The sequence below is a fragment of the Streptomyces sp. NPDC046821 genome (assembly GCF_040645335.1).
GTDB lineage: Bacteria > Actinomycetota > Actinomycetes > Streptomycetales > Streptomycetaceae > Streptomyces.
The window spans coordinates 244738-263170 of record NZ_JBEYYB010000005.1 but is presented as its reverse complement, the minus strand read 5'-3'; the positions used below and the strand labels follow the sequence as shown (position 1 = coordinate 263170).

Here is an 18433-nt window from a genome sequence, read left to right as displayed (position 1 = left end):
GGGACTCCTGCGGGGCGTTCAGTGTGCGGGCGTGATCTTCGGCTGCTGCTGGGTGATGCAGTGGATGCCACCGCCCCCGGCGAAGATCGTACGGGCGTCCACGAGCTGAACCGTCCGCTCCGGGAAGAGCCGGCGGAAGATACCGGCCGCGACCTCGTCGTTCGGGTCGTCGAAGGAGCACAGGACGACGCCGTCGTTGCACAGGTAGTGGTTGATGTACGAGTAGTCGACCCAGCCCTCCTCGTCCTTGAGGACGGTCGGCGCGGGGACCTCGACGACCTCCAGGGGGCGGCCCTTGGCATCAGTCTCGGACTTGAGCAGGGCGATGATCTCGCGGCTCAGCTCGTAGTCGGGGTGGGCGGGGTCCTGCTGGGCGTGGGCGAGGACGACGCCGGGCGCGGCGAACGCGGCGACGATGTCGACGTGGCCGCGGGTGCCGTACGTGCCGTAGTCGCCGGCGAGGCCGCGCGGGAGCCAGATCGCCTTGGTGGTGCCGAGGCGGGCGTGGATCTCCTGCTCGACCTCGGCCTTGGTGAGGCCGGGGTTGCGGTGAGGGTCGAGCTGCACGGTCTCGGTGAGGAGCACGGTGCCCTCGCCGTCGACGTGGATGCCGCCGCCCTCGTTGACGAGAGTGGTGGAGTGGACGGGCACGCCGGCGAGGTCCGCGATGTGGCGGGCGACCTTCGAGTCGTTCTCCCAGCGGGCCCAGTCCTGGGCGCCCCAGCCGTTGAACGTCCAGTCCACGGCGGCGAGTTGGCCGTCGCCGACGACGAAGGTCGGGCCGATGTCGCGCATCCACGCGTCGTCGAGGTCACGCTCGACGAGGTCGATGTCATCGCCGAGGAGCGCGCGGGCCGACTCGGTCTGGCCGGTGCCGACGACGACCGTGACGGGCTCGAAGCGGCGTACGGCGTTGGCGACGGAGGCCCAGGCCTCGCGCGCCTCGGCCAGCTCCGTGTCGTCGGTGAAGGTCGGGTTGGGGCACGGCCAGGCCATCCAGGTCCGCTCGTGCGGGGCCCACTCGGGGGGCATGTGGAAGCTGCTCATGAGGGGGTCCTCACAGGAAGTAGAGACGGTTCAGGGAGACGGAGTCGGCCGGTTCGGACTCGACCGGGGCGCCGTCGAGGGTGACGAGTCCGGTGCGCTGGTCGACGTCGACCGCGCCCGTGCGCGAGTTGAGCTGCAGGTCGGCCGGGCCGATGCCGCGGGTGTTACGGACGGCGACACGGCGGCGGCGGGTCGGCATCTTGTCGTTGCCCTGGTCGATCGCGGCCTGGGCGACGAAGGCGACGGAGATGTCCGCGGCCGTCGCCCCGAACGAGCCGAACTGAGGGCCCAGGACGAGCGGTTCGCAGGTGTCGGTGGCCGCGTTCGGGTCACCGACGACGCCGTAGGCGGGGAAGCCGGACTTGAGGACGAGCTGCGGCTTCGCGCCGAAGAACTCGGGGCGCCACAGCACGATGTCGGCGAGCTTGCCGGCCTCGATGGAGCCGATCTCGTGCGACAGGCCGTGCGCGATGGCGGGGTTGATGGTCAGCTTCGCCATGTAGCGCAGCACGCGCGCGTTGTCGTCGTACGCGCCGTCGCCCTCCATGGGGCCGAGCTCGGCCTTCATCTTCCCGGCCATCGCGAAGGTACGGCGCACGGTCTCGCCGGCGCGGCCCATGCCCTGCGCGTCGGAGGACGTGATGCCGATGGCGCCCAGGTCGTGCAGGACGTCCTCGGCTCCCATCGTTCCGGCGCGGATCCGGTCGCGGGCCATGGCGGCGTCGCCGGGCAGGTCCGTCTTGAGGTCGTGGACCGAGACGATCATGCCGTAGTGCTCGGCGACGGCGTCACGGCCGAAGGGCAGCGTGGGGTTGGTGGACGACCCGATGACGTTCGGTACGCCCGCCATCTTCAGGACGTTCGGTACGTGGCCGCCGCCGCACCCTTCGATGTGGAAGGCGTGGATGGTCCGACCGTCCAGCACCCTCAGGGTGTCCTCGACGGACAGGCACTCGTTCAGGCCGTCGCTGTGCAGGGCGACCTGGACGTCGTGCTCCTCGGCGACGCGCAGCGCGGTGTCCAGGGCGCGGGTGTGGGCGCCCATGTCCTCGTGCACCTTGAAGCCGGACGCGCCGCCCTCGGCGAGCGCCTCGATCAGCGGGGCGTCGTGCGAGGACGAACCCCGGCCGAGGAAGCCGATGTTGACGGGCCAGGCGTCGAACGCGTTGAACGCGTGCCGCAGCGCCCACGGCGAGTTCACCCCGACGCCCCACACGGGCCCGAACTCCTGGCCGATGATCGTGGTGACACCGGAGGCGAGCGAGGCCTCCATGATGCGCGGCGACAGCAGGTGTACGTGGGTGTCGACGGCGCCCGCGGTGGCGATGAGGCCCTCACCGGACACGATGGTGGTGCCGGTGCCGACGACGACGTCGACCCCGTCGAGGGTGTCGGGGTTACCGGCGCGCCCGATGGCGTGGATCCGGCCCTCGCGGATGCCGATGGAGACCTTGCGGATGCCCTGCACGGCGTCGATCACGAGGACGTTGCTGATCACGATGTCGCAGGTGTCGCGGACGGCCGCGGCCTTGAGGTGCAGGCCGTCGCGGGCGGTCTTGCCGAAGCCGGCGAGGAACTCGTCGCCGTACGCCTGGGCGTCGGACTCTACGCGGACGGTGAGACCGGAGTCGCCGAGGCGGACGCGGTCACCGGCGCGCGGGCCGTGCGTGGCCGCGTACGCGCGGGGGTCGATGTGCCGGCTGCCCGGCGCGCAGTGGTCGCTGTGCTTGGTGGGCCTGCTCATGCGCCCGCTCCCTTCACTCCCAGATATCCGCAGGCGGCGGCCCTGCGGAGGGCCTCCTCCTTGGCGCCCGGCGCGTCCAGCGGGCCGTCGACGAGACCGGCGAAACCGATCGCCACGCGCGCGCCGCCGATGGGCACCAGGCCCACCTCGACGCTCTCCCCCGGTCCGAACCGCACGGAGGAACCGGCGGGGACGGCGAGCCGCATTCCGTAGGCGGCCTCGCGGTCGAAGTCGAGGCGCGGGTTGGCCTCGAAGAAGTGGAAGTGGGAGGTGACGGAGACGGGGACGGTCGCGGTGTTGGTGGCCGTGAGCGTCACCGCGGCGGGCGGGTCCTCGTGGTCGGGGCCGGGCAGCAGCGCGCCCGGCGCGTCGTCGCCGAGCGACGAGCCGATCGGGTCGCTCACCACGGCGAGCCGGGAGCCGTCGTCGAAGACGGCCTCGACGTGGACCTCCGTCACGACGTCGCCGACGCCGGGCAGCACGTCGTCCGGGCCGAGGACGGACCGGGCCGCCTCGACGGCCTCGGCGAGCCGCCGCCCGTCCCGGGCCGCCTCGCACACGGTGTCCGCGATCAAGGCGGTCGCCTCGGGCACGTTGAGCCGCAGGCCCCGGGCTTTTCTCGCCCGGGCGAGCTCGGCGGCGCCGAAGAGCAGGAGGCGGTCGCGTTCCGTGGGCGTCAGTCGCAAGGGGGCACTCCGTTCGGGTTTGAGCGCAGTTCTAACCCGAGCTTACATGCCGCTCCGCGGCGCGCCACTCTTACGCGACGCCTAATTTGAGCGACGCTCTAAACTCGCCGTGGGGGTGCGCCGGTCGGGTGGCCGCGGGTCGAGTGTGGCCGGTCGCGCAGTTCCCCGCGCCCCTGGAGATGCGCACTTCGTGCGCGATCTCCATCGGGGAAGGCGGCGCGAAGCGCAGGCCTTCAGGGGCGCGGGGAACTGCGCGAACGGCCCCCACCGGGCCGCACCCCGGATGCGACAAAGGGCCGCACCCCGTGACGAGATGCGGCCCCAAAAAAAGGCCTTAGCCCAGCGGGTGCATCCACCCATGCGTGTCCGCCGAAGTACCGCGCTGAATGTCCAGCAGAGCCTCACGCAGCTTCAAGGTGACCTTGCCCGGCTCGCCGCCCGACTGCTTCCATTCGCCGCTCGCGCGCTTCACCGTGCCCACCGGAGTGATCACCGCCGCCGTGCCGCAGGCGAAGACCTCCGTCAGCGTGCCGTTCTCCGTGTCGGCCTGCCACTGGTCGATGGAGACGCGGCCCTCGACGGCCTCGAAGCCCAGGTCGCGGGCGACCGAGAGGAGCGAGTCGCGGGTGACGCCGGCGAGGAGCGAGCCGGTCAGCTCGGGGGTGACGATCTTGTCGCCGTACACGAAGTACAGGTTCATGCCGCCCAGTTCCTCGACCCACTTGTGCTCGACGGCGTCGAGGTAGGCGACCTGGTCGCAGCCGTGGGCGCTGGCCTCGGCCTGGGCGAGCAGCGACGCGGCGTAGTTGCCGCCGGTCTTGGCGTCGCCCATGCCGCCGGGGACGGCGCGCACGCGGTCCTCGGACAGCCAGATCGACACCGGCTTCACGCCACCGGCGAAGTACGCGCCGGCGGGCGAGGCGATCACGATGAAGAGGTACTCGTTGGCCGGCTTCACGCCCAGGCCGACCTCGGTCGCGATCATGAAGGGACGCAGGTAGAGGGACTCCTCGCCGCCGTGCGCCGGGACCCACGCCTTGTCCTGCTGGACCAGCACGTCACACGCCTCGATGAACGTCTCGACGGGCAGCTCGGGCATCGCGAGCCGGTGCGCCGAGGCCGCGAAGCGCTTGGCGTTCATCTCGGGGCGGAAGGTGGCGACGCTGCCGTCGGGCTGCCGGTAGGCCTTGAGGCCCTCGAAGATCTCCTGCGCGTAGTGCAGGACGTTCGTCGCCGGGTCCAGGGAGAGCGGCCCGTACGGCACGAGCTGGCCGTCGTGCCAGCCACGGCCTTCGGTCCACTTGATCGTCACCATGTGGTCGGTGAAGTGGCGGCCGAATCCGGGGCCGGCCAGGATCGCCTCGCGCTCCGCGTCGGACAGCGGGGTGGAGGAGGGCTTGAGCTCGATCGTGGGCGTCGTCATGGTTGCGTGTCCTTCACCGGTTTGTGTGTGACGGACCGCATTCACGCTCGCGCAGCTGGAAGCGGAAACCAGCCAACTACTTGGTCGTCCGAGCTTCTGCGTTCACCGCGGCCCCACGTTCGATTATCGCTCGTGGGGTCCGGGGAGACGACAACAGCCCGTCACGGGTGCGGCGTGCGGTGCGGCCCTGGGATTGATGGTGGCACCCGGGGACCGCAAACGAGAAGCCGCCGGGTGCGGAAGCGACCCGGCGGCTACTTAAGTGCTTGATACTGCGCTAAGTGGCTCGGCGGGCGTCAGCCGGCTACTCGGCCGGCGAGCGCGTCGCCGATCTCGTCGGTCGTGCGCACGGTGGTGCCGCGCTCGGCCAGGTCGCTGGAGACGGCGTCCTCGATGCGGACGGCCTCGGCCTCGTAGCCGAGGTGACGCAGCAGGAGCGCCACGGACAGGATGGTGGCCGTGGGGTCGGCCTTGCCCTGGCCGGCGATGTCGGGGGCCGAGCCGTGGACCGGCTCGAACATCGACGGGAACTCGCGGGACGGGTTGATGTTCCCGGAGGCCGCGACGCCGATGCCGCCGGAGACGGCCGCGGCGAGGTCGGTGATGATGTCGCCGAAGAGGTTGTCGGTGACGATCACGTCGAAGCGCGCGGGGTCGGTGACGAGGAAGATCGTCGCCGCGTCCACGTGCAGGTAGTCGGTGGTGACCTCGGGGAACTCCGCCGCCACCTTGTTGAAGGTGTTCGTCCACAGGTGGCCCGCGAAGGACAGCACGTTGTTCTTGTGGACCAGCGTGAGCTTCTTGCGGGGGCGGGCCTGGGCGCGGGCGAACGCGTCACGGACCACGCGCTCGACACCGAAGGCCGTGTTCACGGAGACCTCGGTGGCGACCTCGTGCGGGGTGCCGGTGCGGATCGAGCCGCCGTTGCCCGTGTACGGGCCCTCGGTGCCCTCACGGACCACGATGAAGTCGATCTCCGGCTCGCCCTTGAGCGGCGTGGCCACACCCGGGAGCAGCTTGCTCGGGCGGAGGTTGACGTGGTGGTCGAAGAGGAAGCGGAGCTTGAGCAGGAAGCCGCGCTCGAGGACGCCGGACGGGACCGAGGGGTCACCGATGGCGCCGAGCAGGATGGCGTCGTGCTGCTTGAGAGCTTCGGCGTCGGCGTCGGTGAGGGTCTCACCGGTCGCGTGGTAGCGCTTGGCGCCGAAGTCGTACTCCTTGGTCTCCAGCTTCACATCCTGCGGGAGGACGGCGCCGAGGACCTTGAGCCCCTGGGCCACGACCTCCTGGCCGATGCCGTCACCGGGGATCACTGCGAGATTGAGGATGCGAGAGCTTGCCGACATAACCGGCACCCTACTCGCCGTCCCATGGGATGACACGTGCCGTCCGCCATTCGGACAGCGCTCGCAGCAGGCCGCTGTCGTTCCGTCAGACTCCGTTCACCCGCGGGTATGGCCCTTGTCGCGCGTTGCTGGGAAGTTCTTCCCTCATGGACACTCCGAACGTCGGGATCCCCGAGCAGCTGGCCCGCCGCCTGACCATGCCGGAACAGCACGAGTATCTCCGGGCGCGCTTCAGCCGGCGGCGCGCCCTCACCGGGACGGCGGGGACCGTGGGCGGCCTGACGCTCCTGGGCGGCTCGGCCTCCACGGTGTACGCGGCGCCCGCCGCCCCCGTGCGTTCGGCGGCGGTGCGGGTCGACGGCTCGCTGGTCGCCCCGTTCGCCCGGCATCTGGCCTTCGGCGCCGACCCGAAGACGCAGATGCGGATCTCGTGGCAGGTCCCGTTCGCGGTGCGCGGGCCGTTCGTCCGGGTGGGCATGAAGCCGTGGGACCTGAGCCTGAAGATCGAGGCGGAGGTGCGCGCCCTGCACACCCCGGCCCTGTCGAAGAGGCTCCCGGCGGTGGAGCAGCTCTACCTGCACGCGGCCCTGGACGGCCTCGCGCCCGGCACGACGTACTACTACGGCGTCGGCCACGACGGCTTCGACCCGGCGTCCGCGGAGCGCGTCGGGACGATCGGCTCGTTCCGTACGGCTCCGGCGCGGGCCGGGAAGTTCGTGTTCACGGCCTTCGGCGACCAGGGCGTCAGCTATGACGCACTCGCCAACGACCAGCTGATCCTGGGCCAGAATCCGTCGTTCCATCTGCACGCGGGCGACATCTGTTACGCCGACAGCAGCGGGCACGGCAAGGACACGGACACGTACGACGCCCGCGTGTGGGACCAGTTCCTCGCGCAGACGGAGTCGGTCGCGAAGTCGGTGCCGTGGATGGTGACGACCGGCAACCACGACATGGAGGCCTGGTACTCCCCGAACGGCTACGGCGGCCAGTCGGCCCGCTGGTCCCTGCCGGACAACGGCCCGGACCCGCGCAGCGCGCCGGGCGTCTACTCGTTCGTGTACGGGAACGTGGGCGTCGTCGCGCTGGACGCGAACGACGTGTCGTACGAGATTCCCGCCAACCGTGGCTACACGGACGGGAAGCAGACCGCCTGGCTGGGCCGACGGCTCGGTGAGCTGCGGGCCCGCGACGACATCGACTTCGTGGTGGTCTTCTTCCACCACTGCGCCTATTCGACGTCGACGCACGCCTCGGACGGCGGGGTGCGCGCGGCGTGGCTGCCGCTGTTCACCGAGCACCAGGTGGACCTGGTGATCAACGGGCACAACCACGTGTACGAGCGCACGGACGCGATCAGGAACGGCGAGGTCGGCAAGCCGGTGCCGGTCGGCGCGTCGACCGATCCGACGCGCGACGGCATCGTGTATGTCACCGCGGGCGGCGCCGGCAAGGACCTCTACGGGTTCGGACCCGGGGTCGGGGACAGCTACGAAGGGCATGTCCAGGACCGCGAGTCGATCGTGTCGTTCCACTGGACGAAATCACGCCTGCCGAACCCGGACACGGTTGAGTGGTCGCGGGTGCGGTACACCGGCTTCTCGTTCCTCGCGGTGGAGGCGGAGACCGGCGGGACGGGCGTGAGTCCGAGACTGAGGGTCTCCGCGCTGGCCGAGAACGGCGAACGCATCGACTATTTCGAGGTCAGTCGTGGTGGTGCGTAGGGGGCGCGCCCCGTAAGGAGCGCCCCGCAAGGGGCGCGGGGAACTGCGCGACAAGCCCCACACGGCCCGCAGAGAACGAGCCGAGGTCGAGACTGGTCGCCCCGAGAGGGACTAATGCCCTGTCTCGCCCCCGTTGTCCCTACGGTCGAGGGCGCGCTGAAGCGCGGCGGCGGCGTTCTTACGCTCTTCACCCGAAGGCGAGGCGTGACGGACTCGGCGGCGGACGGGCGTCGCTGTGGCCATGAGAGATCGACTCCTTGAGATCACGGGGGATTTCGAGGCGCCGGAAAGGGCGGGGAGACGGGAGCCACAGGGGTTACCTGCCTTCTGCTCCGCTCACGACCGCCATTCGCTGGATCGAGCGAGACGTTCGGCTCCTTCAAAGCTAAGCGAGGAGCCTTCATCTGTCTGCACAATTACTCGGACTTCCTACTATCTGAGACGCGAGTCATACTCGAGGGTGATCAACACCGAGGTCAGAGCGGGTTTCCGGGATCATCGTCCGGGGTGCGGGGGCGCCCTGACGGCCTTGGGTTTCAGAGAATGTCGCCGCCCCGCCAGTCGAAGAGGAGCGCGTGGGCCGGGTCGAGTGCGGCGGTGACGGGGCGCAGGTGCGGCGGGTTCTCGTCCTCCGGCAGCCGTACCGTCCCCTCCGGGCCGTACGCGGCGAAGTCTCCCTGCCACTGTCGCCAGCCGCGCCCCTCGTACAGCGCCTTGCCGGCCGCCGACGCCGACAGCGCGCCCAGCGCATAGGCCCCGTCGATCACCCGCTCCAGCTCAGCCATGACCTGCCCGCCCAGGCCCCTCCCCCGCGCGTCGGCGCGGACGGCGACGCCCTCGACGTACCCGGTACGCAGCGAGCGGCCCGCGTGCACGACCCTGCGCTGCACGACGGAGCCGTGGGCGACGAGGGCGCCCGTGCTGTCGTACACGAGGGCGTGCACCCCGCCCAGGGTGTGGTCCCAGTCGTCGTCGCTGAACCGTCCGGCGAAGGCGTCGTCCAACAGGGCGCGGATGTCCCGGAGTTCGGCGCGGGTGAGGTCGGCGGCGTGGGCGGTGCGCTGCGTGGTCACCGGGCCACCGTACTCACGGGTCATCTGAGTACGTGCGCCGATTTCAGGCCGCGCCTGCGACGGCACAGTCGTACGTATGAACGGCCTCTACGCTCTCAAACCCTGGTACGCGGACCGGCTCTCGGGCGTGCGGGGCGCGCTCGCCGCGCGGCGGGTCTCGCCCGACGCCCTCACGGCGGCCGGTGTCGGGTGCGCGGCGGGAGCGGCGGCGGCGCTCGCGTTCCTGCCGGCGCCGCTCGCCGCGCTGCCGGTGGCGGTGCTGCTCACGGCGCGGCTCGCCTTCGCGCACCTGGACGGGGCGCTCGCCCGCGACACCGGGCGCATGACCCGTAGGGGTGCGGTTCTGAACGAGCTGGGGGACCGAGCGGCCGATCTGCTCGTCATCGCGGGTTTCCTGCCGCTGGCCCCGCTGTGGCTGGTGGCCGTGGCGGCGTTCGCGTCGACGTTGCCTTCCTGGGTGTCGTTGGCGGGCGCGGCGGCGGGTGCTCCGCGGCGCAACGGCGGGCCGGTCGGCAAGACGGAGCGCTGCCTTCTCGCGGTCGTGGTGGCGGCCACGGGGTGGGCGGTGCCGGTGCTCGGGGTCGTCGCGGCGGGGTCCGCGGTGACGGCGCTGGTCCGGTTCGGCGGGGTGTGGCGGGCGCTCGGTCAGCCGACGGAGACAGACCAGCGTGAACCGGTGACCGTGGCCAGTGCCGCCCCGGCCCGAACCGCTTCCACCCCCGCTCCTCTCCCCCGCCGTCGCCCCGCCCTCACCCTCAACACCCCCTCCACGCAAGCGAGTCGGAGCCTCGCGCTCGACCACGGCGAAGTGTCCGGCGGCGTCTCGCACACCCGCGCGCGGTCGTCCGTGGAGTACGGCGAGCAGGCCCGGGGCAACCGGTGAGCGCCGCGTTCGTGACCGATCTGGTGGCCGGTGAGGTGGGCCGGGCCGTACCTGTCGTGGCCGGAGCGCTGGGCGCCGGCGGTGTCGCCGTCGCGTCGCTGCCGTCGCGGGTGCGGATGCGGGCCGAGCTGCGCCGCCGCTGGCGGACCTGGTTCCTCGCGGCGCCGCTGTTCCTCGGCGCGTTCTTCGTGGGCCGCGCGGGGGCGTTCATACTGGCGGCCGCGCTCGGGGTGGTCGCCGTCGTCGAGTACGCGCGGATGGCGGGGCTGCCCGGCGCCGAGCGGGCCGTCCTGGTGGCCGCCTCCTTCGGCATACCGGCCGCCGCACTCACCGGGCCCGACCCACGGCTGACGGGGGTGCTCCTTCTGGTCGCCGTCGTCGTGGCCGTGTGCTCGGGCGACAGGGAGGCGGGCTTCACGCGCGCGTGCCGGACGCTGTTCGGGCTGCTGTGGATCCCGGTGTCGCTGAGCGGCCTGGTCCTGCTCGGCGACACGGCGCTCGCGGTGGGCGTCGCGGTGGCGTTCGGCGACGTGGGCGCGTGGTGCGGCGGTACGGCGTTCGGCCGGCGGGGTCCGCTCGCGCGGAGCCTGTCGCCGCTGTCCCCGAACAAGACGTGGGCGAGCGTTCTGGGTGCCGCCGTCGCAACGGCCGCCGCACTCGCGGCAGTTGACGCCTTCACACCGCTCCTGTGGGCTGCCGTCCTCGCCGGCTGCGTCCTCGGCGATCTCGTCGAGTCGATGGTGAAGCGCGAGGCGGGCGTGAAGGACGCGGGCACCTGGTTGCCGGGCTTCGGCGGGCTGCTCGACCGGATCGGCTCACTCCTCGTGGCCCTGCTCGTGGCGACGGTGGTGACGCTGTGACGACCGAAGCGCCGCCCCGGACCACGTGAGGCGCAGGCCCCGCAGCCTCCCGGTCCGGCGCACCTCACCGACGTACCGTCGGGCGCATGAACTTACCCCCCACCCGCAGGACCCTTCTCGGCGCCGCAGCCCTGACGGCCCCCGCCCTCCTCTCCGTCCCCGGCACCGCGAGCGCGAAGCCCTCCTCCGACACCCACCGCCGCCTGCGCCGGCTCGAAGCCGCCTACCCCGGCCGCATCGGCGTCCACGCCCTCGACACCGGCACCGGCGCCTCCCTCGCCTACCGCGCGACGGAGCGCTTCGCGATCGCCTCGACGTTCAAGGTGCTGGCCGCGGCGGCGGTCCTGCGCCGGGCACGCGAGCAGGAGCCAGGCCTGCTCGACGTACTCGTCCGCTACGGGCGCGACGACCTCGTGTCCGCCTCGCCCCGCACCGAGATGCACCTCCAAACCGGCATGACGGTAAGGGAGTTGTGCGATGCCGCCCTCACCTACAGCGACAACACCGCCGCCAATCTGCTGATGCGCCGGATCGGCGGCCCCGCCGGCGTCACCGCGTTCGCCCGCACGCTCGGCGACCGCGTCACCCGGCTCGACCGCTGGGAGCCGGACCTCAACACGAACCTCCCCGGCGACCGGCGCGACACCACGACCCCCGCCGCGATGACCGCGAACCTGCGCGAACTGGTCCTCGGGGACGCCCTCCACCCGCTCGACCGGGGCCAGTTGACCCGCTGGCTGGTGGAGAACACGACCGGCGACCGGCGGATCCGCGCGGGTCTGCCCAAGGGCTGGCGGGTCGGCGACAAGACCGGGACCCCGGCGTACGGCGGGGTGAACGACGTGGCCGTGGCCTGGCCGCCGGGCGGCCGCGCGCCCCTGGTCGTCTCCGTGTTCACGACCCGGCTCGACCCGGACACCCCGGGCGAGGACCGGATCGCCGCCGACATCACGCGCATCGCCGTAAACGCCCTGGCCATCCCCCAAAAATGACCGCGTCCCCGAAACGACACCGCCTCCGACCTGGGGTAGGGCCCAGGTCGGAGGCGGGGGTCACGCGGGCGCCGGAGCGCCGGGCGGGCATCAGCCCATGTGCGGCATCAGCCCATGTGCGGGTAGCCGTACTCGGTCGGCGGGACCAGCGTCTCCTTGATGGCGCGGGTCAGGGTCCAGCGCTGCAGGTTCTGCGGGGCGCCGGCCTTGTCGTTGGTGCCGGAGGCGCGGCCGCCGCCGAAGGGCTGCTGGCCGACGACGGCACCGGTCGACTTGTCGTTGATGTAGAAGTTGCCCGCGGCGTAGCGCAGCTTCTCCATCGTGTGGGCCGCGGCGGCGCGGTCGTTCGCGATGACCGAACCCGTCAGGGCGTAGTCCGAGACGGACTCCATCTGGTCCAGCATCTCGTCGTACTTGGCGTCGTCGTAGACGTGCACGGCGAGGATCGGGCCGAAGTACTCGGTCGTGAAGACCTCGTTCTCCGGGTCGGCGCACTCGATGACGGTCGGGCGGACGAAGTAGCCGACCGAGTCGTCGTAGGTGCCGCCCGCGAGGATCGTGCAGGAGTCGTCGGCCTTGGCGCGGTCGATCGCGGCCTTGTTCTTCGCGAAGGCGCGGTCGTCGATGAGGGCGCCGATGAAGTTCGTCAGGTCGGTGACGTCACCCTGCTTGATGCCGTCGACCTCGGCCGCGAACTCCTCCTTGAAGCCGGAGTTCCAGATGGAGGCCGGGATGTAGGCGCGCGAGGACGCGGAGCACTTCTGGCCCTGGAACTCGAAGGAGCCGCGGGTCAGGGCCGTCTTGAGGACGGCGCGGTCGGCGCTCGGGTGGGCGACGACGAAGTCCTTGCCGCCGGTCTCACCGACGAGACGCGGGTAGGTGCGGTACTTGTCGATGTTCGTGCCGACCGTCTTCCACAGGTGCTGGAAGGTCTTGGTCGAGCCGGTGAAGTGGATGCCGGCCAGGTCACGGTGGGTGAGCGCGACCTCCGAGACCGCGATCCCGTCACCGGTGACGAGGTTGATGACACCCTTGGGCAGGCCGGCCTCCTCCAGGAGCTGCATGAGCAGCACGGCGGCGTGGGTCTGCGTCGGGGACGGCTTCCAGACCACCACGTTGCCCATGAGGGCGGGGGCGGTGGGGAGGTTGCCCGCGATGGCCGTGAAGTTGAACGGCGTGATCGCGTAGACGAAGCCCTCCAGCGGGCGGTGGTCCATACGGTTCCACACGCCGGTGGAGTTGGCCGGGGGCTGCTCGGCGAGGATCTGGCGCGCGTAGTGCACGTTGAAGCGCCAGAAGTCGACAAGCTCACAGGGGGTGTCGATCTCGGCCTGCTGCGCGGTCTTCGACTGGCCGAGCATCGTGGACGCGGCCAGCGTCTCGCGCCACGTGGTGGAGAGCAGCTCGGCGGCGCGCAGGATGATCGCGGCGCGGTCGTCGAAGGACATGGCGCGCCAGGCCGGGGCGGCGGCGAGCGCGGCGTCGATCGCGTCCTGCGCGTCCTGCTTCGTGGCGCCGCGGCCGGTGCCGATGACGGCCTTGTGGTTGTGGGGCTGTACGACGGTGAACTCTTCGCCGCCGCCGAGGCGCTTGACGCCACCGATGGTCATCGACAGCTCGATGGGGTTCTCGGCCAGCTCCTTGAGCTTGGCCTCGAGGCGCGTGCGCTCGGCCGAGCCGGGGGCGTAGCCGTGCACCGGCTCGTTGACGGGAGCGGGGACCTGGGTCACAGCGTCCATGAGTCTCTGAACTCCTTTGAGAGGGGTGGGGCTCAGCCCTTGGTGAGGATGGAGCGGGCGAAGAAGAGCAGGTTGGCGGGCTTCTCCGCGAGACGGCGCATGAAGTAGCCGTACCAGTCGGTGCCGTACGCGGTGTAGACGCGCATCCGGTGTCCCTCGGCGGCGAGCCGGATGTGCTCGTCGCTGCGGATGCCGTAGAGCATCTGGAACTCGTACTCGTCGAGCTTTCGCCCGGCGCGGCGGGCCAGTTCCTGGCCGATGGAGATGAGGCGCGGGTCGTGGGACCCGATCATCGGGTACCCGTCGCCCTCCATCAGAATCTTCAGGATGCGGACGTACGCCTTGTCGATCTCGCCCTTGTCCTGGTACGCGACGGAGGCGGGCTCCTTGTAGGCGCCCTTGACGAGGCGTACGCGGCTGCCGGCGGCGGCGAGCCGGGCGGCGTCGGCCTCGGTGCGGAACAGGTAGGCCTGGATGACGCAGCCGGTCTGCGGGAAGTCCTTCCGCAGCTCCTCGTGGATGGCGAACATCGAGTCGAGGGTGGTGTGGTCCTCGGCGTCGAGGGTGACCGTGGTGCCGATCTCGGCGGCGGCCGCGACGACGGGACGGACGTTGGCGAGGGCCAGCTCGTGGCCGCCTTCGAGCGCCTGGCCGAACATGGAGAGCTTCACGGACATCTCGGCCTTGGTGCCGAGGCCGAGGTCCTTGAGGTGGGCGACCAGGTCGAGGTAGGCGTCACGCGCGGCGGCGGCCTGCTCGGGGGTCGTGATGTCCTCGCCGACCACGTCGAGGGTGACTTCGAGGCCCTTGTCGCAGGACTCGACGACGATCGGCACGACGTCGTCGACCGTCTCACCGGCGATGAACCGGCCGACGACCTGCTTGGTGCCGGGGGCCGCCGAGACGAAACGGCGCATCTTGTCGCTGCGCGACGCGGCGAGAATCACGGGACCCAGCACGGGGCACCTCCACGAAGAGTACGAACGAGGGGCCGTACCGTCACAAACGAATGTAGTCCGCTGGAAACGAAGTAGATCGCTGCAAACCGGTACAGCCCGGAGAACCACCGTGAAATCTACGGATCCCTCCGATCCTGTGCCATCGACAGCTGTCACGCATCTGTGGCCGCCACCTCAGACACCTGTATGAAGGGGCCCGTGACGTGCGGGAGAATGGCGGTGTGAAGGGCGACTACCAGGAACTTGTCGACGAGATCTCGGCGCTGCTCGGCGCCCCGGCGACGCTGGAGAACCGGGATTTCGGGCTGATCGCGTTCGGCGCGCAGGACAGCGACAGCGAATTCGACGAGTCCACCCTCGACCCCGTCCGCACCCGGTCGATCCTGACCCGGCGCTCCACCCCGGCCGTGCGCACGTGGTTCGAGGGCTTCGGCATCGCCCGCGCCACCGGCCCGGTCCGCATCCCGCCGACCCCCGAGGCCGGCGTCTACCGCGGCCGCATCTGCCTTCCCGTACGTCATCGGGGGATCGTCCTCGGCTACGTGTGGCTGCTCGACGACGACCCGGGCCCGACCGAGAAGCAGCTGGCCGCCGCGATGGAGGTGGCGTCCCGCATCGGCGCGCTGCTCGCCGACGAGGCGCAGGCGGGCGCCGACCTGACCCGCGAGTTCCGCGAAGTACTCACCGCCGAGCGCGGCTGGCAGCGGGACATGGCGGTGGCGGCCCTGCGCACGGCGCTCGGGACCCGGGCGGACGGCCTGCACGCGGTGGTGTGCGTCGCGCCATGGCCCTCGGCCGACCCGGATGACGCGCCTTCCTTCCGTACGATCCCGGCGGCCGACGCCCTGTGCACGGTGCCGTGGGGTGCGGCCGGGCAGGCGCTCGCGCTGCTGGTGCGGCTGCGGTCGCCGGACGCGCTCGACCCGGCGCTGAGCGCGGCGGCGAAGCTGCGGGCGCGGGCCGGTTCGGCGCTGGTCGCGGCGGGGTTCGCGACGCCGCGGGGCGAGCTGGGTGAGCTGGGGGCGGCCTGGCAGGAGGCGACGGCCGCGGCGCGCGCCGCCCTCGCCGAGCCGCGTCTCGGCCCGGACGCGCACTGGGCGGCGATCGGCCCGTACCGGCTGCTGACCGCGCTGCCCGCGACCACGGCGCACGACCCGTCCCTGGCCCCGCTGCTCCTGCCGGCCAACGGCCAACTCGCCCGCACCGCCGAGGCGTACCTCGACTGCGCGGGGCAGGCGGGGCGCACGGCCGCCGAGCTGGGCATCCACCGCCAGACGCTCTACTACCGCCTCTCGCGGGTGGAGCAGCTCACCGGCCTCGACCTGGACGACGGCGAGGACCGGCTCCTGCTGCACATGGCGCTGAAGGCGTCACGCCTCTGACGCAGCCTCATTTTTTTGGGCTGCGGCCATCAACTTCCGCACACCTTCGGTGAGTTCGTCGGCCGTGGGCGCGGTCTCCGGGTCGAGCATGTACTGGGCGATGACCCCGGACATCAGGGCCATGTAGAGCTTGCCGAGGGTGTCGACGCTGGGGTCGTCGGCGGGCGGCTCCTCGCCGCCCAGGAACATCGGGATGAGCCCGCGCCCGCCTTCACTCTGCGCCTTCGCCACCAACTCCCGTACGGCGGGCAGCTTGTCGCCCATCACGACGAGTTCCATGCCGAGATGCCAGATGGAGCCGGGCTTGCCCATCGTGTCGATGACGTTCGCCCACACCTCGTGGAAGCGCTCCAGCGAACCCGGCGCGCCGGCCAGCTCCCCGCCCCGGTCGAAGTCGCCGGACGAGTCCTCCACCAGCGCGAGATACGCCTGCGCGAGCAGCGCGTCCTTCGAGCCGTAGTGGTAGCCGATGGACGCCAGGTTCGTCCCCGACTCCTTGACGATGTCGCGCGCCGTCGTGCGCACGAACCCCTTCTCCAGCAGGCAGCGCTTGGCGCCTTCGAGCAGATCCTCACGGTGTCCCATGCGGTCACGGTACCGCGATCCATACAACCGTCCTAGACCGGCGTTCTATACGCGCGTTCTATACCTGCGTCTTATACGGTCGTACTAGACAGCCGTATAAGACGTGCGTACAGTCCTGCCCATGACGAACTCACCGAGCACCAACTCCCGTGCCGGGCGCCGTGAATGGACGGCTCTGGCGGTCCTGATGCTGCCGCTGCTCCTCGTCTCGATGGACGTCTCCGTCCTCTACTTCGCGGTCCCCTCGATCAGCGCGGACCTGGAGCCGACGGGCACCCAGCAGCTGTGGATCTTCGACATCTACGCGTTCGTGCTGGCCGGCCTGCTGATGACGATGGGCGCGCTGGGCGACCGCATCGGCCGCCGCAAACTCCTGCTGATCGGCGCCGCCGCGTTCGGCGCGGCCTCGGTCTGGGCGGCCTACGCGGACAGCGCCGGGATGCTGATCGCGGCCCGCGCGGTCCTCGGCATCGGTGGCGCGACCCTGATGCCTACGACGATGGCGCTGGTCCGCAACATGTTCCGCGACGACAAACAGCGCGCGACGGCCATCGGCATCTGGTCGGGCGTCATGACCGGCGGTATCGCGCTCGGTTCGGTGATGAGCGGCGTCCTCGTCGAGCACTTCTGGTGGGGCTCGGTCTTCCTGGTGAACCTGCCGGCGATGGTCCTGCTCCTGGTGCTCGCGCCGGTCCTGCTCCCCGAGTTCAAGTCCCCCGCCCCGGGCCGCTTCGACCTCCTCGGCGTCCCGCTGTCGATGGCGGCGGTACTCCCCCTCGTCTACGGCATCAAGGAGATCCCGTCCGAGGGCTTCGAACCGGCCTACGTCGCCTCGATCCTGGTCGGCCTGTTCTTCGGCGTGCTGTTCGTGCGCCGGCAGCGCACGGTCGTGTCACCGATGATCTCGCCGGCGCTGTTCCGGGGGCGTGGCTTCGGTCCGGCGGTCGCCCTCAACCTCATCCAGGCGTTCGCGATGATGGGCTCGGCGTACTTCACGACGCAGTACATCCAGGCGGTGCTTGGCAAGAGCGCGCTCGAAGCGGCGCTGTGGGCGCTGGCGCCGAGCGTGTTCATCGGGTTCGCGGCGCCTGTCGCGACGGTGCTCGTCCAGCGGGGCGTGAGCCGTGGCGCCGTCGTCACGGCCGGGTTCCTGACCAGTGCGTGCGGGTACGTGCTGCTGGTGCTGACCGGTACGGATTCGCTGTGGACGGTGCTTGCCGGCGCCGGCGTACTCGCCTCCGGCGCGGTGATCGTGGGCTCCCAGCTCACGGACCTGGCCCTCGGCGCGGCCCCCGCCGAGGCCGCCGGAGCGGCGTCGTCCCTCCTCGAAACGGGCCAGGAGTTCGGCGGCGCGCTGGGGATGGCGGTGCTGGGGTCGATCGGAACGGCGGTCTACCGACGGGGGCTGGGGGATGCGCCTGCGGGGGCGCGCGAAACGCTGGGCGGAGCGCTGGAGACGGCGCGGCACCTGCCGGGGCGGGCGGGGGAGGTACTCCTCGCGTCGGCGAGGGAGGCGTTCACTGACGGAATGCATGTTGCTGCGCTGGCGGGGACGGTTGTGCTGGTCGCGGCGGCGGTGTTGGCGGCGCGGGGGCTTCGCGTTACGGCTACGCCGGAGCGGTCCCCGGAGCCGGAGCCGGAGGCTGCGACGGTCTGATTCTCTCCCCCACCCCGCCCCTTCCCGAAACTCCCGGGGCTCCGCCCCGGACCCCGGTCCTCAAACGCCGGACGGGCTGAATTCGAACGCCGGACGGGCTGATCATTCAGCCCGTCCAGCGCTTGAGGACAACACTTTTCAGCCCGTCGAGCGCCTGAGGTCACTGCCTTTCAGCCCGTCCGGCGTTTGAGGACAATGCCTTCAGCCCGTCCGGCGTTTGAGGACACTCCCTTTCAGCCCGTCCGGCGTTTGAGGACATTCGGGAAGGGGCGGGCTTGGGGAGAAAAAGGATGGGCCCGAGCCACCCACAAACGGTGACCCGGGCCCATCCAC

At 71.1% G+C, this 18433-nt stretch carries 15 protein-coding genes; 6 read left to right on the top strand and 9 right to left on the bottom strand.

Features of this window, described 5'->3' with window-relative positions; translation table 11 throughout:
- Positions 1-18: 18 nt before the first annotated feature.
- The 5 genes from ABZ893_RS12085 to ABZ893_RS12065 all read right to left on the bottom strand — a co-directional run bounded on the left by ABZ893_RS12085 (position 19) and on the right by ABZ893_RS12065 (position 6246).
- Positions 19-1047, bottom strand: a complete 1029-nt coding sequence (locus ABZ893_RS12085) for an agmatine deiminase family protein (protein ID WP_361400844.1) — start codon at positions 1045-1047, stop codon at positions 19-21.
- A gap of 10 nt (positions 1048-1057) precedes the next feature.
- Positions 1058-2791, bottom strand: coding sequence for an urease subunit alpha (locus ABZ893_RS12080; protein ID WP_361400841.1), 1734 nt, complete (start codon positions 2789-2791; stop codon positions 1058-1060).
- Positions 2788-3477 carry an urease subunit gamma gene (gene ureA, locus ABZ893_RS12075; RefSeq protein WP_361400838.1) on the bottom strand — a complete coding sequence of 230 codons (690 nt, stop codon included), beginning with the start codon at positions 3475-3477 and terminating at the stop codon, positions 2788-2790. Before ureA ends, ABZ893_RS12080 begins: the two co-directional genes overlap by 4 nt.
- Before the next feature lie 334 nt (positions 3478-3811).
- Positions 3812-4900 carry a branched-chain amino acid aminotransferase gene (locus ABZ893_RS12070; protein ID WP_361400835.1) on the bottom strand — a complete coding sequence of 363 codons (1089 nt, stop codon included), beginning with the start codon at positions 4898-4900 and terminating at the stop codon, positions 3812-3814.
- A gap of 296 nt (positions 4901-5196) precedes the next feature.
- On the bottom strand, positions 5197-6246 hold the full coding sequence (locus ABZ893_RS12065) for a 3-isopropylmalate dehydrogenase (protein ID WP_361400832.1): 1050 nt from the start codon (positions 6244-6246) through the stop codon (positions 5197-5199).
- Between the two features lie 146 nt (positions 6247-6392).
- Between ABZ893_RS12065 and ABZ893_RS12060 the strand changes: the two genes are divergently transcribed.
- Positions 6393-7970: a metallophosphoesterase family protein gene (locus tag ABZ893_RS12060; protein WP_361400829.1), complete on the top strand. Its 1578-nt coding sequence runs from the start codon at positions 6393-6395 to the stop codon at positions 7968-7970.
- A 536-nt stretch (positions 7971-8506) separates the two neighbouring features.
- On the opposite strand, the gene ABZ893_RS12055 is transcribed toward ABZ893_RS12060, so the two are convergent.
- Positions 8507-9067, bottom strand: coding sequence for a GNAT family N-acetyltransferase (locus ABZ893_RS12055; RefSeq protein ID WP_361400826.1), 561 nt, complete (start codon positions 9065-9067; stop codon positions 8507-8509).
- 52 nt (positions 9068-9119) lie between these two features.
- Here ABZ893_RS12055 and ABZ893_RS12050 point away from each other — a divergent pair, with 52 nt between their 5' ends.
- From ABZ893_RS12050 to bla, 3 genes are all read left to right on the top strand, one after another.
- The gene (locus ABZ893_RS12050; protein ID WP_361400823.1) at positions 9120-9926 is read left to right on the top strand and encodes a CDP-alcohol phosphatidyltransferase family protein; all 807 of its coding nucleotides are present in this window, start codon (positions 9120-9122) and stop codon (positions 9924-9926) included.
- Positions 9923-10786 carry a phosphatidate cytidylyltransferase gene (locus tag ABZ893_RS12045; RefSeq protein ID WP_361400820.1) on the top strand — a complete coding sequence of 288 codons (864 nt, stop codon included), beginning with the start codon at positions 9923-9925 and terminating at the stop codon, positions 10784-10786. The genes ABZ893_RS12050 and ABZ893_RS12045 overlap by 4 nt, the downstream gene beginning before the upstream one ends.
- A gap of 86 nt (positions 10787-10872) precedes the next feature.
- Entirely contained in the window at positions 10873-11778 is a 906-nt protein-coding gene (gene bla / locus ABZ893_RS12040) for a class A beta-lactamase (protein WP_361400817.1), read from the top strand.
- Positions 11779-11885: 107 nt separating this feature from the next.
- Here bla and pruA read toward each other — a convergent pair whose 3' ends face one another.
- On the bottom strand, positions 11886-13517 hold the full coding sequence (gene pruA, locus ABZ893_RS12035; protein WP_361400814.1) for an L-glutamate gamma-semialdehyde dehydrogenase: 1632 nt from the start codon (positions 13515-13517) through the stop codon (positions 11886-11888).
- A 32-nt stretch (positions 13518-13549) separates the two neighbouring features.
- A complete protein-coding gene (locus ABZ893_RS12030) occupies positions 13550-14476 on the bottom strand; it encodes a proline dehydrogenase family protein (RefSeq protein WP_361400811.1) in 927 nt (308 codons plus the stop codon).
- 203 nt (positions 14477-14679) lie between these two features.
- Here ABZ893_RS12030 and ABZ893_RS12025 point away from each other — a divergent pair, with 203 nt between their 5' ends.
- Positions 14680-15858, top strand: coding sequence for a helix-turn-helix domain-containing protein (locus tag ABZ893_RS12025; RefSeq protein ID WP_361400808.1), 1179 nt, complete (start codon positions 14680-14682; stop codon positions 15856-15858).
- Here ABZ893_RS12025 and ABZ893_RS12020 read toward each other — a convergent pair.
- Positions 15847-16443, bottom strand: a complete 597-nt coding sequence (locus tag ABZ893_RS12020; RefSeq protein ID WP_361400806.1) for a TetR/AcrR family transcriptional regulator — start codon at positions 16441-16443, stop codon at positions 15847-15849. The two genes, ABZ893_RS12025 and ABZ893_RS12020, sit on opposite strands and share 12 nt — an antisense overlap.
- 121 nt (positions 16444-16564) lie before the next feature.
- Between ABZ893_RS12020 and ABZ893_RS12015 the strand changes: the two genes are divergently transcribed.
- Positions 16565-18100, top strand: a complete 1536-nt coding sequence (locus ABZ893_RS12015; RefSeq protein ID WP_361400803.1) for an MFS transporter — start codon at positions 16565-16567, stop codon at positions 18098-18100.
- Positions 18101-18433: the final 333 nt, after the last annotated feature.

What these genes read in the sequence shown, in the direction of transcription:
- ABZ893_RS12085 (WP_361400844.1), bottom strand. Translation starts at nt 1,047, where the DNA reads ATGAGCAGCTTCCACATGCCCCCCGAGTGGGCCCCGCACGAGCGGACC.
- ABZ893_RS12080 (WP_361400841.1), bottom strand. Translation starts at nt 2,791, where the DNA reads ATGAGCAGGCCCACCAAGCACAGCGACCACTGCGCGCCGGGCAGCCGG.
- ABZ893_RS12070 (WP_361400835.1), bottom strand. Translation starts at nt 4,900, where the DNA reads ATGACGACGCCCACGATCGAGCTCAAGCCCTCCTCCACCCCGCTGTCC.
- ABZ893_RS12065 (WP_361400832.1), bottom strand. Translation starts at nt 6,246, where the DNA reads ATGTCGGCAAGCTCTCGCATCCTCAATCTCGCAGTGATCCCCGGTGAC.
- ABZ893_RS12060 (WP_361400829.1), top strand. Translation starts at nt 6,393, where the DNA reads ATGGACACTCCGAACGTCGGGATCCCCGAGCAGCTGGCCCGCCGCCTG.
- ABZ893_RS12055 (WP_361400826.1), bottom strand. Translation starts at nt 9,067, where the DNA reads ATGACCCGTGAGTACGGTGGCCCGGTGACCACGCAGCGCACCGCCCAC.
- ABZ893_RS12050 (WP_361400823.1), top strand. Translation starts at nt 9,120, where the DNA reads ATGAACGGCCTCTACGCTCTCAAACCCTGGTACGCGGACCGGCTCTCG.
- bla (WP_361400817.1), top strand. Translation starts at nt 10,873, where the DNA reads ATGAACTTACCCCCCACCCGCAGGACCCTTCTCGGCGCCGCAGCCCTG.
- pruA (WP_361400814.1), bottom strand. Translation starts at nt 13,517, where the DNA reads ATGGACGCTGTGACCCAGGTCCCCGCTCCCGTCAACGAGCCGGTGCAC.
- ABZ893_RS12020 (WP_361400806.1), bottom strand. Translation starts at nt 16,443, where the DNA reads ATGGGACACCGTGAGGATCTGCTCGAAGGCGCCAAGCGCTGCCTGCTG.
- ABZ893_RS12015 (WP_361400803.1), top strand. Translation starts at nt 16,565, where the DNA reads ATGACGAACTCACCGAGCACCAACTCCCGTGCCGGGCGCCGTGAATGG.